12 protein-coding genes are annotated in these 13,592 nt (G+C 74.6%); 7 read left to right on the forward strand and 5 right to left on the reverse strand.

Annotated elements, in window-relative coordinates; translation table 11 throughout:
- Positions 1 to 13: 13 nt before the first annotated feature.
- From AB0N31_RS02695 to AB0N31_RS02710, 4 genes are all read left to right on the forward strand, one after another.
- Positions 14 to 241: a hypothetical protein gene (locus tag AB0N31_RS02695; protein ID WP_366056505.1), complete on the forward strand. Its 228-nt coding sequence runs from the start codon at positions 14 to 16 to the stop codon at positions 239 to 241.
- Between the two features lie 452 nt (positions 242 to 693).
- A complete protein-coding gene (locus AB0N31_RS02700; RefSeq protein ID WP_366056506.1) occupies positions 694 to 1,701 on the forward strand; it encodes an iron-containing redox enzyme family protein in 1,008 nt (335 codons plus the stop codon).
- Between the two features lie 21 nt (positions 1,702 to 1,722).
- Positions 1,723 to 2,376, forward strand: coding sequence for a HemK2/MTQ2 family protein methyltransferase (locus tag AB0N31_RS02705; protein ID WP_366056507.1), 654 nt, complete (start codon positions 1,723 to 1,725; stop codon positions 2,374 to 2,376).
- Complete coding sequence (locus AB0N31_RS02710) at positions 2,357 to 2,554, forward strand: CDGSH iron-sulfur domain-containing protein (protein WP_366056508.1); 198 nt, start codon at positions 2,357 to 2,359, stop codon at positions 2,552 to 2,554. The genes AB0N31_RS02705 and AB0N31_RS02710 overlap by 20 nt, the downstream gene beginning before the upstream one ends.
- A 172-nt stretch (positions 2,555 to 2,726) precedes the next feature.
- On the opposite strand, the gene AB0N31_RS02715 is transcribed toward AB0N31_RS02710, so the two are convergent.
- Complete coding sequence (locus AB0N31_RS02715; RefSeq protein ID WP_366056509.1) at positions 2,727 to 3,158, reverse strand: protease inhibitor; 432 nt, start codon at positions 3,156 to 3,158, stop codon at positions 2,727 to 2,729.
- A gap of 405 nt (positions 3,159 to 3,563) precedes the next feature.
- Here AB0N31_RS02715 and AB0N31_RS02720 point away from each other — a divergent pair, with 405 nt between their 5' ends.
- Positions 3,564 to 4,733 (forward strand): lactate 2-monooxygenase, encoded by a 1,170-nt coding sequence (locus tag AB0N31_RS02720; RefSeq protein WP_366056510.1) that lies wholly within the window; start codon positions 3,564 to 3,566, stop codon positions 4,731 to 4,733.
- A gap of 27 nt (positions 4,734 to 4,760) precedes the next feature.
- Here the strand turns inward: AB0N31_RS02720 and AB0N31_RS02725 are convergent, their stop codons facing one another.
- The 4 genes from AB0N31_RS02725 to AB0N31_RS02740 form a co-directional block, all read right to left on the reverse strand.
- A complete protein-coding gene (locus tag AB0N31_RS02725; RefSeq protein ID WP_366056511.1) occupies positions 4,761 to 6,407 on the reverse strand; it encodes an RICIN domain-containing protein in 1,647 nt (548 codons plus the stop codon).
- A 492-nt stretch (positions 6,408 to 6,899) separates the two neighbouring features.
- Complete coding sequence (locus AB0N31_RS02730) at positions 6,900 to 7,277, reverse strand: toxin Doc (RefSeq protein ID WP_356565833.1); 378 nt, start codon at positions 7,275 to 7,277, stop codon at positions 6,900 to 6,902.
- 3 nt (positions 7,278 to 7,280) lie between these two features.
- A complete protein-coding gene (locus AB0N31_RS02735) occupies positions 7,281 to 7,526 on the reverse strand; it encodes a hypothetical protein (RefSeq protein ID WP_366056512.1) in 246 nt (81 codons plus the stop codon).
- Positions 7,527 to 7,693: 167 nt separating this feature from the next.
- A complete protein-coding gene (locus tag AB0N31_RS02740; protein ID WP_366056513.1) occupies positions 7,694 to 9,934 on the reverse strand; it encodes a glycoside hydrolase family 9 protein in 2,241 nt (746 codons plus the stop codon).
- Between the two features lie 406 nt (positions 9,935 to 10,340).
- On the opposite strand from AB0N31_RS02740, the gene AB0N31_RS02745 reads away from it, so the two are divergent.
- Both AB0N31_RS02745 and AB0N31_RS02750 read left to right on the forward strand, forming a co-directional pair.
- A complete protein-coding gene (locus AB0N31_RS02745) occupies positions 10,341 to 12,707 on the forward strand; it encodes a SpoIIE family protein phosphatase (RefSeq protein ID WP_366056514.1) in 2,367 nt (788 codons plus the stop codon).
- Positions 12,708 to 12,953: 246 nt separating this feature from the next.
- A complete protein-coding gene (locus AB0N31_RS02750) occupies positions 12,954 to 13,577 on the forward strand; it encodes a DUF4232 domain-containing protein (RefSeq protein ID WP_366056606.1) in 624 nt (207 codons plus the stop codon).
- Positions 13,578 to 13,592 lie beyond the last annotated feature (15 nt).

Consider the following 13,592-nt stretch of genomic DNA (forward strand, 5'->3'; position numbering starts at 1 on the left):
AAGGGAGCCGTCCATGTCGAAGGACGCCGAGCACCCCGGGGACCGACCCGAGCACGAGGAGCGGGTCACCGGCAAGGACCGGCGGGACCCGCCCCGGACCGCGCTCGAAGAGGTGCTGCGGGAGATAGAGGAGGCCGAGCGCCGCACCGACGAGGAGCGGGAGACCCGCCGCGGCCGGGGTGAGGCCGGCGAGGCCATCACCCCGAACACCCGAGCCCAGGAGGATTCCCGCGGGGACTGACGACACCGTGGGGCCGAAGCCGCCGGACGACGCCCCGGGGCGGGTCCGGGACCCGGCCCCGGCGGGCCGGATGGCCGGCCTGGCGGCTCGACCAGCGGCTTCGGCCGACGGGGTCGACCAGGGGCGACCCGACGGGGCCGGCACGGCACCTCGACCGGACGGACGCCACCCGGCGGGAGCCCACCCGACCGACTCGACCGGCGGGCCCGGTCGGCGGGCCCGGTGGCGGCTCAGCCGGGCGGTGCCGCAGAGGCCGCCCGGCGAGCGCCCGCGTGACCCCGGCCAGGTGGGCGCCCGTCGCCCGCCCCGTACGGTGCGACCGGTCCCGGCCCCGTTGGTCGTCGAGGTGGTCGGGGCCGGCTCCGGGCCCCGGGCGCCTGCGGTGCCGAACACGCCTCCAGGCTCGCTCGACTCCGGCGGGTGATCGGCGGCCAGGGGGGTACCCGGCGCCCATGGCACACGAAGGACCACGGCTGCCCGCCGCCCGCGGCCCCGTCTCCGCGGCTGTACGGGAGCATCTGCTGGGTGCGGGCCCCCTGCCGCCCGCCGAGACGGTGGCGGGCGCGCCCGCGTACGGTGACGATCTCCAGCTGGCCCTCTACCTCTGCTACGAGCTGCACTACCGCGGCTTCGCCGGGGTGAGCGCCGACCTGGAGTGGGACCCCGACCTGCTGCGGCTGCGCGCCGCGCTCGAGCACCGCTTCCTCACCGCCCTGCGCGCCGACACGCCGGTTCACGACAGCGTCGAGGACGCGCTCGCGGAACTGCTGGTCGAGCCGCTGGACGGCAGCGGTGTCTCCCACTTCCTGCGCGACGAGGGCGAGTTGTGGCAGCTGCGCGAGTACGCGGCCCAGCGTTCCCTCTACCACCTCAAGGAGGCCGATCCGCACGCCTGGGTGCTGCCGAGGCTGTGGGGGCGCGCCAAGGCGGGGATGGCGGCGGTGGAGTTCGACGAGTACGGCGGCGGCCGCCCCGACCGGGTGCACGCCCGGTTGTTCGCGGACCTGATGACGGACCTCGGCCTGGACACCACGTACGGCCGCTACCTGGACGCGGCGTGCGCCGAGACGCTGGCCACGGTCAACGTCATGTCGCTGCTCGGCCTGCACCGTAGTCTGCGCGGTGCGCTGGTCGGTCACTTCGCGACGGTGGAGATCACCTCCTCGCCGGGTTCCCGGCGGCTCGCGGAGGCGATGCGCCGCGCGGACGCCGGCCCGGCGGCCGTGCACTTCTACGACGAGCACGTCGAGGCCGACGCGGTGCACGAGCAGGTCGTGCGGCACGACGTGATCGGCGGACTGCTCGACGAGGAGCCGTATCTCGCCGCCGACGTGGCGTTCGGCGTCGGCGTCACCACCTTGCTGGAGGACCGGCTGGCCGCACGGCTGCTCGCCTCCTGGCGCGCCGGCCGTTCCTCGTTGCGCACGCCCCTGCATTCCGAGATGGCTCATATTTCTTGATTGCCGGGGTACTCGGCGGCCGTGAATCCGCTGGTACTTCCGGGCGTGTACGCCCCTCAGGAGGACACCGACCTGCTTGTCGGGGCGCTGTCCGAAGAACCTCTGTCGCCGGGTGCCGACGTCCTCGACGTCGGCACCGGCTCCGGCGCACTGGCCCTGGAGGCCGCGCGGCTCGGAACCCGCGTGACCGCCGTCGACGTGTCCCGACGAGCGGTGTACGCCGCCCGCTGGAACGCGCGGCGGGCCGGGCTGCCGGTGCGCGTGCTGCGCGGGAACCTCTTCGAACCGGTGCGCGGCCGGACCTTCGACCTGGTCCTGGCCAACCCGCCGTACGTACCCGCTCCGGCCGGCGGCCGCGCGCCGCGCGGACCGGCCCGCGCCTGGGACGCGGGCGGCGACGGCCGGCTGGTGCTGGACCGGATCTGCCGCGAGGCGCCGGGGCTGCTGCGGCCGGGCGGGGTGCTGCTGCTGGTGCACTCCGCGCTGAGCGATCCGGACCGGACCGTCCGGCATCTGCGCGCGGCGGACCTGAAGGCGTCCGTGACGCGGAGGCGCCGCATTCCGTTCGGGCCGGTCCTGCGCTCCCGGGAGGAGTGGCTGCGGCGGCGGGGCCTGCTGTCCGGTGACGAGAACAACGAGGAGCTGGTGGTCGTCCGTGCCGAACTCCCCCGCTGACCGGCCGCGCCGGCTCAGTGTGCAGCGCAAGGGGCCCCTGCTCGTCGAGGGGCCCGTCGAGGTGGAACTGGAGGACGGTTCCACGGTCGTCTCCGACCGTTTCCGGGTCGCCCTGTGCACCTGCCGGCGCAGCCGCCGTTATCCGTGGTGCGACACGAGTCACCGCGACCGGGCCTGACCCGGTCCGCTCCGCGGCACTTCGCGCGCCCATGTGCCAGGGGCCGGCGGGCGGCCCCACTCCGCCCGGCCGGCCCCTGGTCGCGGGATCGCCGTGGTTGTCCGTGTCAGTGGCTCGCACTCCCCACGTCACGAGCCGTTCGCATTGCCCACGGGGCCACGCGACCCCGGTCTCAGAACGCGAAGAGGACACTCCCGGAGGAGTTCTTCACGCACTCGTTGGAGAAGGTGCGCTCGTAGGAGACGCGCTTGCCCTGCCACACGCCGTCGACGGTGATGACCACCGGGTCGTACTCCCTGGTGCACCAGGCGTCGCCCGGGTCGGCCAGCACCTCGAGGTCGCCGGCCGTCGCCCGTAGTTCGGCGCAGGCCAGGGCGGGGGCGGGGTGGCTGCCGGAGGGTCCCGGCGCACAGGTGAGGGTGACGGCACGGGCCGGGTTGACGGCGGCGGCGCTCTCTCCGTGCCCGAGGGTCAGCACCAGGGCCGACGGGGCGTAGAGCGAGGCCGGGGCGGCCGGGGCGGCGAGCGCGGACCCCGTGAGGGGTCCGCAGACTGCGGTGGCCGTGAGGCCGAGGGTCGCTGCCCAGCGCGCGGTGTTCCGCATTGTGTGCATCCTTCCGCTCGTTTCGAGGGTGTGCCGGTCCGGCTCGGTCGGTGCCGAACGCGGCGAGCGCGAGTCTGCCGACTCCGCAGCCGGAACTCACATCGACCCCACGGGTTTCAGTAACCTTGCGTATTGAATCAGTGGCGCGAAGTAACGGAGTTCGAACGTTCCAACCGCCGGGGCAAGCGCTTCATGATCCCTCCACCGGCCGGAGTGTCCGGTTTCCGTAGGCTCGTCAATCGTCCGGAAACATTCCCCGCGAACCGGCGCGCCTCCTCCACGAGGCGGCGGCCACCGGCCCCCGGGGCCCTGTCCGGTGGCCTCCGAGCCGTCGTCCGCCCCTCTCCTACCGGCCGGTATGGTCGCCGTGGAGCGCGGCTCGACGACGAGAGGCGGGGCGTACGGATGGCCAGGCACTGGGCGGACTTCCAGTACGAGATCTATCTGAACGGCATGACGGGCGCGGTGCCCCGGCTGCCCACCGACCTGGGCCGGCTGGAGGAGCTGACCGAACGGCGGCTCGGTCCCGGACCGGTGGGCTACGTGGCGGGCAGCGCGGGTGACGGCAGCACCGTCCGTGCCAACCGGGCGGCCCTGGAGCGCCGTCGGATCGTGCCGCGGATGCTGCGGGACGTGGCCGAGCGCGATCTGTCGGTGGAGGTGTTCGGCCGCTCGCTGCCCGCGCCGGTGGCCCTGGCGCCGGTGGGCGTGCTGTCGATCGTGCATCCGGAGGCCGAGCCGGCGGCGGCGCGGGCCGCCGCCGCGCAGGGCGTGCCGTTCGTCCTGTCGTCGGCGTCGAGCACGCCGATGGAGGAGGTCGCGGCCGCGATGGGGGACGCCGAGCGCTGGTTCCAGCTGTACTGGTCCAAGGACCGTGAGGTGGCGCGGAGTTTCCTGGGCCGGGCGCGGGCGGCGGGTTTCTCGGTGCTGGTCGTCACCCTGGACACTCCGCTGCTCGCCTGGCGGCCGCGGGACCTCGACCGGGCGTACCTGCCGTTCCTGCACGGGGTGGGCACCGCCAACTACTTCACCGATCCGGCGTTCCGGGCGGGTCTGGCCAAGCCGGTGCGGGAGGACCCGAACGCGGCGGTGATGCACTTCGTGAACCTGTTCGCGGACCCCGGCAAGACCTGGCCGGACCTGGCGTTCCTGCGGGAGCACTGGGACGGGCCCATCGTGCTGAAGGGCGTGCTGCATCCGGACGACGCCCGGCTGGCCGCCGACGCCGGCATGGACGGCGTGGTGGTCTCCAACCACGGCGGGCGGCAGGTGGCGGGTTCGGTCGCCGCCGCCGACGCGCTGCCGCGGGTCGCGGCGGCGGTCGGCGACCGGTTGAGCGTGCTGTTCGACAGCGGGGTGCGCGGCGGCGCCGACGTGTTCAAGGCGCTCGCGCTCGGCGCCCGAGCGGTGCTCCTGGGCCGGCCGTACGTCTACGGCCTCGGCCTGGACGGGCAGTCCGGCGTGGAGCACGTGATCCGCTGTCTGCTCGCCGAACTGGACCTCACGCTGGCCCTGTCCGGTCACGCCGGTCCGGCGACCGTCGGTCCGGCGGACCTGGAGGAGAGCGCCGGGTGACGGCCGGGGGCCCGGCGGGCACGTCGCTCAGGCGGTGCCGTCCGGCAGTTCGACGGGTCGTGCCGCGGGCGGCTCGGTGCCGGTGATCGACAGCGAGCCGGTGGCGGCGGGGACCGCGTCGGTCTGCCAGCTCTGCCCGTCGGAGCGGTCGCGGACCTTGACGACGACGTCCGCACCGGGGTCCGTGCCGGCCGGGGCGAGGGCGAGGGAGTCGCTCCAGCGGGGCAGCAACTCCCCCCGCGGCGTGAGGTCGTAGCGGACGTCGTCGGCGCGCGGGGCGTCGGCGCCCGTGCACGCCTCCAGGATGACGACGCCGGCGTCCGCGTGGGAGTCCACGCACAGCTGCGGCTCGGCCAGGCTGCGCAGTTGTCCGTCCTCCTCGTACGACCACTGCTGGGACCGGTCGTCGGAGCAGTCCGCCAGTTCCAGGGCGGCGCCCGCCCTCGCCTCGCCCCGGACGTCCAGGCACAGGTCGGCGGCGAGGTTGCGCAGCCGGGTCTGCCGCGGGGCGTCGGGGAGTTCGGCGGTGTCGGGGCCCGAGGGAACCGTGGGGGCGGCCTGGGACCCGGCGTCGGAGGAGGCGGTGCCGCCGACCGGGGAGGCGGCAGGGTCGGCGGTGCCGTCGTCGCTCCACAGGCCGGCGGCGAGCAGGGTGGTGAGCAGACCGGCCCCGGCGAGGCCGACGCCCGTGAACAGGGCTCGTGGGGAGCGCGGGCCGGCGCCGGGTTCGCGGCGGCCGGACGAGGGGGTGCGGGTGAACAGTGCGGCGGCGCGGCGCGTGCCGCGGGGGCGGCCGCCGCGGTGCCGGGCGGAGCCGCGCAGGCGCACGGGCTGCCGGTCGGCGCGGCCGGGCCGGGACTCGACGTAGCGGCGGGCCCCCCAGCCCAGGACCGCCTCGGCGAGCAGGATCCCCAGGTCGCCCTCGAAGTGGCCGAGTTGTTCCGCCGCGGCACGGCAGTAGCGGCAGGCGTCCAGGTGCCGGCTGACGTCCGGCAGGAGGTCGCCGCCGCGGCCTATGGGGACGTCGAGGAGACGGTTGTAGAACCGGCATTCCTTGCCGGGCGCGAGGTCCCGGTGGGCGCGGACGCATCCCTCGCGCAGCTTCTCCCGGGCCTGTTCGTGGACGGCGGTCACGGTGTCGGTGTCCATGCCGAGCAGGCCGGCGGCGACGGTGACGCGTTCGGCCTCGACCTCGGTGTGCCAGAGCACGCAGCGGGCGACCGGGGGCAGGCCCCCGAAGGCGCGTTCCGTGAGCAGCCGGTTCTCGGGGGTCAGGGACGTGGCGGCCTTCATCCCCCGGGCGCCGGCCGGCTTCCCGAGGTCGGGCAGGGCTCCGGAGAGTGCCTCGTCGGCGGCCCACCGGCGGACGGTGTCGCGCACGGTGAGCAGGAGGCGGGGGCGCAGCGCGGTGCCGGGCTCGCCCAGCTTCAGCCGGTCGAGGACCTGGTGGAAGGCGGCGGTGGTGACCATGGAGGCGACGCCGGTGGACGAGGCGAGGCAGATCACCGCGTAGTCGTGCACCGGCTGCCAGTGCCGCGCGATGAGCATCGCGGTGGACTGGGCCACTTCGCTGTCCGTCCCCCCGCGGGTCCCCGCGGCGAGGGACTCGTCGGATTCCCCGGGTCCCGAGCCGGGCGGGGGGTAGGGCGGGCGAGGGGGCTGGGGGGTGAGCACGGTGCGGCTTCCTTCGGTACGTACCTGTCCGGCGCGGCGGGAGCACGTGTTCGCCTCCGCCGGCGAACACGGGACACCCGGTCCCGGCCCCCGCACGAGTGGCTCACCTTCGCACAACCGAGTCGCGCGCAACAAGCCGCCGGAGGTTCCCGGCCACTGTTGAAAAGATGTCGACAGGAGGCGCCCGTTGTACCCCGCTTTCACCGGTTCCGGTCGGCCCGGCGCGCCGCCGCGCTTTCGCCGGCTTCGGCTCTTCCCCACCCCCCGGCGCGCCTTCCGGGCTCCCGTGCGACCGCGCCCCGTGTGAGGCGCGCGCACGCGGCGGTGCGGCGCACACGTTTCCGGCGTGCGCGGCGCGTGGTGGACCGGGAGCGGCCCTTCCTCGGAGGCCACGCGCGGGACGGCGGCTCTCCTCGCGCGAAACGGCCGCCGGCCCTGTTCCTGTTCCTGTTCCTCCCGCCCTCGGCCGACGGTCCGGGGAAGGCCCCTTCCTCAGATCTGCCAGGAGCGCAGCCGGTCGGCCGCGCCGTAGACGTCGGTCTTGCCGTCGATCAGGTCGCGGGTCAGGTCGACGAGGGCGCCGTAGGGCGGGTCGATGCCGACGCCGCTGACGAACATGTAGGCCACCGCCGTCGCGCTGGCGAAGCGCGCGTTGGCCGAGGGCAGGGGCTTGAGCAGCGCGAGGGTGTGCAGCAGCGCGGCGGCCCGCCAGGCCGGGTCGGAGTCCACGCCGAGCCGCGGCGGGTCGACCCGGTGGCGGGCGACGGCGGCGACGAGCGCGGAGAAGTCGTTGATGGTCGGCTGGTCCGGGAGGACCTCTTCGTGGCGCTGGAGCAGCCAGGGCACGTCGATGTGGATGACTGGGGTCATCGGTCAGGCGACCCGCCCCTCGCCCCTGACGGGCGCCTCGTCCTCGGGGAACGCCGCGGCGAACTCGTCGGCGTGGGTGGCGAAGAACCTGCGGAAGGCCTCCGCCCCCTCCTGGAGCGCCCGGTGCCTGGCTATGTCGGCGGCGGCGGCCTCCCGGACGAGCGCCTTCATCGACGTACCGCGTTCCTTGGCGATCTGCCGCAGGTCCTCCAGCTCGCGATCGCTGAATTCCACGTTGAGGGCTGGCATGTCCTTCACGGTACCGCTCGGGTACTCACGCGTAAATATCCCCTGGTCAAACCAGCGGGAAGGCGGTACCGAACGGTGCCCGAGCGATCCTGCCGCCGGTCATTTCCGGGCAGGCTCGGACACCGTTCGGCCGCAAGCGGTCGGTCCGCGGCCCCTCTCGCCGACCGCTATCCCTGGTCGGCCACGAAGGAGGCCATCCGGGCCAGGGCCGCGTTCCAGTTGATCGCCGTCTCGTTCGTCGACCAGGACTGGATGTCGTCGATGTAGCAGAACTGCCCGACGCAGCCCTGCAGTTTCGCCTGGGCGAGGGGGTCCTGGATGCTGGAGTTCGGACCGCCCGCGAGCGTGCCGTCCGGGGGGCTCGGCAGCTTGGGGTCGAGTTGGTGGGCGTACCAGCGGCTGTGCTGCTGATGGGCGGCGACGTCGCCGTAGCCGGTGACGTAGGAGATGTTCAGCGCGTTGCGGCCGAGGATGTTGTCCATCGCCTGGACGGCTCCGTCGCGGTACTTCGAGGCGCCGGTGATGTCGTAGGCGGTGGCGACGACCACGGCGTTGTTGAGGACCTGGTGGGCGGAGCCCCAGTCGTAGCGGTTGTCCTCCGGCGCGTACGGCATCCCGTACGCCTGGCCGCGCAGCGTCGCGAGGTAGGCGTCCGCGCCCTTGACGACCGAGCGGCGCACCGTGTCGCGGCCGGGCAGCCGACTGGGGACGGTCGCGAGGTCGAGGCGGGCCGCGGCGGCGGTCCTCGACCAGTCGAAGCCCCTGGGGACGAAGATGTCGGCCGTGTGCACCGGGGAGTTCAGGACGTGGTCGGCGAACTGCCGCTCACCGGTGGTGAGGTACAGCTCGGCGGCCGCCCAGTAGAACTCGTCGGTGACGTCGTCGTCGTTGTAGGCGCCGCCGCCGGTGCCGTCGGCCGGGTCGGCGTGCACGGCGGGGTGGGTGAGGGCGGCCGCGTAGGCCTTGCGGGCGGCGGTCAGCGCGCGGGCGGCGAAGGCCTTGTCGTAGGGCTTGTACAGGCGGGCCGCCTGGGCGGCGGTCGCGGCCAGGTTCAGGGTCGCGGCGGTGGTGGGCGGGTGCAGTTCGCGCTTCTGCGGGTCGTCGGCCGGCAGCAGCGGCAGGCCGGTCCACTGCTCGTCGTGGACCTTGTGGTGTGCCATGCCGGCCAGCGGCCGGCCGTCCGGCACCTGCATCTTCAGCAGGAACTCCAGTTCCCAGCGGGCCTCGTCGAGGACGTCCGGCACCTTGTTGCCGCTCTCGGGGAGCGCGAGGGTGCCGTCGCCGAGCTTCGCCGGGTCGCCGGTGCGGGCCGTCAGGGCGCGTTCGTGGGTGCTGAGCAGCTCCCAGGTGGCGATGCCGCCGTTCACGACGTACTTGCCGTGGTCGCCGGCGTCGTACCAGCCGCCGGAGACGTCGAGGGCGTAGTCGCACACGCCCGGTTGGCAGGGCACGGAGGTGTCGCCCTGGTTGGGGGCGGCGCCGAGGTGCCCTGCGGCCCTGCCGTAGCCGGGCCGCAGGTCGTCGCGGATCGCGATGCCGCTGCGCTGCGGGTAGTAGTACTTGACGGCGTCCAGGCGCAGCCGTTCGTAGGCGGCCGTGCCGATGTCGAAGGGGTGGCTGGTCTCGCCGTCGACGACCAGCGTGAAGCCGGTGCCGCGGGCGCGGTAGGCGCCGAAGTCGACGGAGTGGACGTTCTGCCCGGAGGAGGCGTCGAGGCCGCGCGGCACGGTCCAGCCGCGTGCGACGGTCGCCCCGGCGGCGCTCCTCAGCTGCCAGGGCAGTTTCCCGGTGGCCTCGGTGACGAGGGTGGCGTTCTTCGGGCCGGCGGGCAGATAGGCGACCTGGTTGACGCGCACCCGCGGCCCGGTGTCCGGCTCGTACACCTCCGGCGGCACTCCGCCCAGCAGGGACACGTCGTCGAGGCAGAACCGCCACGGATCGGCGCTGCCGCCGACCTGGAAGGCCACCTGGCCCTCGGTGGAGTCGACCTGCGAGGTGAAGGTGTAGGAGTACGACCCGGCCGGCTCGCCCAGCACCGGGCTCGCCTCCTGCCAGGTGTCGTACGGCGCGACGGCCTGGCCGACGATCGCCCGCACCACATGCCCCTCGGGCACGCCGGACGCCTTGAAGGAGAACCGGTAGGTCTCCCCCGCGACCAGGGTGATGCCGCTCTGTCCGACGGCGGAGTCCCAGCGGTTGACGGTGCCGCCCGGCACGTCCGCGCACAGCCGGCCCTCCGACGGGGCGGCGGTGACGTTGCTGGACCACCACGCGTCGGCGCCGGCGTCGAAGGCGCCGTTCTTGATCTGCTCGACCTCCTCGGCCCCGGCCTGCGGCACGGGCAGCGCGGTGAGGGCCGCGCCCAGCAGGGCCGCCAGGGACAGCAGGGTGGTTCTGCGTCGTTTCACGTCCGGGCTCCTCCGGGAAGGGCGGGAACGCTCGGCAGCGGTACGGTGGGAGCGCTCCCAATGACGGTCGGGGGATATGTTTGTTGCAGTCATGACACCCCGTCAACGGTCCGGACGGGACGGCTTGCCCGGCACGGCCGCCCGCGCCGCCCGGATCCGGCCGGTTCCTTTCGGCGTGCCGGTGGTGACGGCCCCCCGGACCACTCCGGGGCGACTGCTCGTCGGGGTGGGCCGCGACCGGGAGCCGCGGACGGCTCCGGAGGCGATCACCGGCGTCCGGTCCGGGGCGTCCCCGCCCACCCGACGGCCTCCCCCGGTCGAAGGGCCGCGCCCGAGCGGGACGGTCTAGGCTGGAGCGGACGTGGCGCGCCCGTTCACTGTGAGTTCCCGCGATGGAGTGGCGACGATGAGCCCGGAGTACCCGTTCGACGAGGCCGCGACGGCCCGGGTGGTCATCGACGACACCAGCACGGTCGTCGGATGGAACGAGGGTGCGCGGGCCCTGCTGGGCTGGGCCCCGGTCGAGGTCGTGGGACGGCCCGCCGGTGAGCTGCTGGCCGAGGGGGCCCTCCCCGCGGCCGCCGCCCCCCGCTGGGACGGCACGCTCGCCCTGCGCCACCGGGACGGCCGGTCCGTACGGGTCTGGCTGCTCGCCCACCACCGCCCGCCCCGCGACGGCGCCCCGGCCACCTGGCTCGTCGTGACCCCGCTCCCCCGTGGCGGCGCGCGCTCCCCCGACGACACCCTGGCCACGGCGGCGCTGACCCAGTCGCCGTGCGCGGTCGCCGTCTACGACGAGCGGCTGCGGCTGGTCCGGCTCAACGACGCCATGGCCGACATCATCGGACTGCCCGAGGAGCGCGTCAGGGGTCTGAGGGTCTCCGAGATCGGCGGCCGGCCGCAGAGCGCGGAACTGGAGGAGCACATGCTCCGGGTGCTCGCCGACGGGCGGGCCCGGGACGTCGAGATCCACACGCGCACCGGCGGCGAGGAGCGCGCACACGCCTGGCTGGCCAGGTTCGCGCCGGTCAGCGACACCGCCGGCCGCGTGCGCGGGGTGTGCCTGGCCGCGCACGACTTCACCGAGAACCACCTCGCCCGCGAACGGCTGCAACTGGTCAACGAGGCGAGTGTGCGGATCGGCAGCACCCTCGACGTCACCCGGACGGCTCAGGAGCTGACCCAGGTCTGTGTGCCCGCGCTCGCCGACTTCGTCAGCGTCGACCTGCTGGACCCGTGGGAGGAAGCGGATCCGCCGGCCCGGCTCGCCGCTCCGCTGGGCCTGCGCCGTGCCGCTCACCACTCGGTCGATCCCGGCAGCTCGGTGGCCGTGGCCGAGCCCGGCGAGGTCCAGGAGTACCCGGCGGGATCACCGCAGGCCGACTCCCTGACGGCAGGGCGCACCGTCGTCCTCTGTGGGGAAGGGCTCGACGCCTGGCTGACCCGGGACGCCCCGCGCGGTGAGCGGGTCCGCGAGTTCGGCGTCCACGCCACGATGTCCGTACCGGTGAAGGCCCGCGGCGTGACGCTCGGGGTGGCGGTCTTCACCCGGTACCGGCGGCCGGACCCCTTCACCCCGGACGACGTGCTGCTCGCCGAGGAGATCACCGCCCGAGCCGCCGTCTGCATCGACAACGCCCGCCGGTACTCCCGCGAACGGGACACGGCCCTCGCCCTGCAGCGCAGCCTGCTCCCGCGCAGCTTGCCGGACACCCTCGCCGTCGACGCCGCGTCCCGGTATCTGCCGGCCGCCCGCACCGGGGTGGGCGGCGACTGGTTCGACGTGATCCCGCTGTCCGGGATGCGGGTCGCCATGGTCGTCGGGGACGTGGTCGGACAGGGCATCCAGGCCTCCGCCACGATGGGCCGGCTGCGCACCGCCGTGCGCACACTCGCCGACATCGACCTGGCCCCCGACGAGCTGCTCACCCACCTCGACGACCTCGTCGTACGGCTGTCGGAGGAGGCCGGCGGCGAGGGCAACCCCGGCGAAGTGGGCGCGAGCTGCCTCTACGCGGTGTACGACCCCGTGTCCCGGCGCTGCACGCTCGCCCGGGCCGGGCACCCCCCGCCGGTGCTGCTGCGGCCGGACGGAGAGCCGCGCCGGGTCGAACTGCCCGCCGGTCCCGTCCTGGGGGTCGGCGGACTGCCCTTCGAGTCGGCCGAGCTGGAGCTGGCCGAGGGCAGTGTGCTGGCCTTCTACACGGACGGCCTGATCGAGTCCGGCGAGCGGGACGCGGACACCGGTCTGCGGATGTTGAACAAGGCCCTCGCCGCGTACTCGGACTCCCTCGACGAGACCTGCGACCGGGTGCTGCACGCCCTGCTGCCGCAGGGCGGGGCCTCCGACGACGTGGCCCTGCTGCTCGCCCGCACCCGCGGGCTGCCCTCCTCGCAGGTCGCCACCTGGGACATCCCCGCGGACCCCGCGCTCGTCGCGCCGATCCGCAGGCAGGTGGTCGAGCAGCTCGGGCGCTGGGAACTGAGCGAGCACTCGTTCACGACGGAGCTGGTGGTCAGCGAGCTGGTCACCAACGCCATCCGGTACGGCGCCAAGCCCATCCGGTTGCGGCTGATCCACGATGCGACCACCCTGATCTGCGAGGTCTCCGACACCAGCCACACCGCGCCGCACCTGCGCCGGGCGAAGACGTTCGACGAGGGCGGCCGGGGGCTGCTGCTGGTGGCCCAGCTCACCCAGCGGTGGGGCAGCCGGCACAACGCGGAGGGCAAGACGATCTGGGCGGAGCTGGGACTGCTCGAGGACGACTGAGAGCGTCACGGGCCGGCGGACGAGCGGCGTGTCGGCCGTGCTCCGGCGGGCACCCGCTCCGGGTACCCGCAGCGGGGTGACGCGGCATCGAAGGGTGGAGCGATGGCAGATTCGGCTCTGGCGCACGCGGACCGGTCGTCCACGGACCCGGCACGCCCGTCCCCGGCGGGCCCGTCCCCGGCCCGGTCGTCACGGGCTCGCTCGTCCCCGGCGCGCCGGTCGCGGCGGGGACGGCGTCCGGCCGTTCTGGCGGCGGGTGCCCTGGCGGTGCTGGGGTCGCTGAGCGCCTGCGGCGGAGGCGGTGCGGACGGTACGGGCTCCGCGTCCGCACCCGCTTCCTCGTCGTCGGTGGCGTCGGTGGCGTCCCCGTCGACGGCGACGTCCGCGCAGATGTCCACGGCGCCGGCCGCCGCCTCCACCGCGCCCTCCCCCGCCCGGCCCCCCGCGGGCGGTCGCTGCCACACCTCGGAGCTGCGCGCTTCCGTCGGACGCGACGACCCCGGGGCCGGGCAGGAGAACTTCCCCGTCGTCCTCACCAACGTCTCCGAGCGGACGTGCACCGTGCGCGGCTACCCCGGCATCGCCTTCCTGGACGCCTCCGGCAGGCAACTGGGACCCGATCCCCGGCGGGAACCGGCGTCCGGGCCGGTCACCGTGACGCTGGCGCCGGGCCGCAGCGCGTGGGCGGGGCTGACGTTCTCCCGCCCGGAGGTCAGCGGGGCGAAGGCGGCGACTCCCACGACGCTCGTGGTGACCCCGCCCGACGAGCGGGACCCGCTGCGGGTGCCGTGGACGGGCGGGAAGGTCCCCGTGGCGGGCAACGCGTCCTCGGTGCGGCTCACCGTGCTCGCACCCGGCACCGGCCCCTGACCCGGCGTCCGGCCC

The organism is Streptomyces sp. NPDC051051 (assembly GCF_040682975.1).
Taxonomy (GTDB): domain Bacteria; phylum Actinomycetota; class Actinomycetes; order Streptomycetales; family Streptomycetaceae; genus Streptomyces.

Bases quoted from the DNA above. Each gene is read 5' to 3' on its own strand.
- AB0N31_RS02730 (WP_356565833.1), bottom strand. From the start codon at position 7,277: ATGACCCCAGTCATCCACATCGACGTGCCCTGGCTGCTCCAGCGCCAC.
- AB0N31_RS02700 (WP_366056506.1), top strand. From the start codon at position 694: ATGGCACACGAAGGACCACGGCTGCCCGCCGCCCGCGGCCCCGTCTCC.
- AB0N31_RS02695 (WP_366056505.1), top strand. From the start codon at position 14: ATGTCGAAGGACGCCGAGCACCCCGGGGACCGACCCGAGCACGAGGAG.
- AB0N31_RS02735 (WP_366056512.1), bottom strand. From the start codon at position 7,526: ATGCCAGCCCTCAACGTGGAATTCAGCGATCGCGAGCTGGAGGACCTG.
- AB0N31_RS02745 (WP_366056514.1), top strand. From the start codon at position 10,341: ATGAGCCCGGAGTACCCGTTCGACGAGGCCGCGACGGCCCGGGTGGTC.
- AB0N31_RS02720 (WP_366056510.1), top strand. From the start codon at position 3,564: ATGGCCAGGCACTGGGCGGACTTCCAGTACGAGATCTATCTGAACGGC.
- AB0N31_RS02715 (WP_366056509.1), bottom strand. From the start codon at position 3,158: ATGCGGAACACCGCGCGCTGGGCAGCGACCCTCGGCCTCACGGCCACC.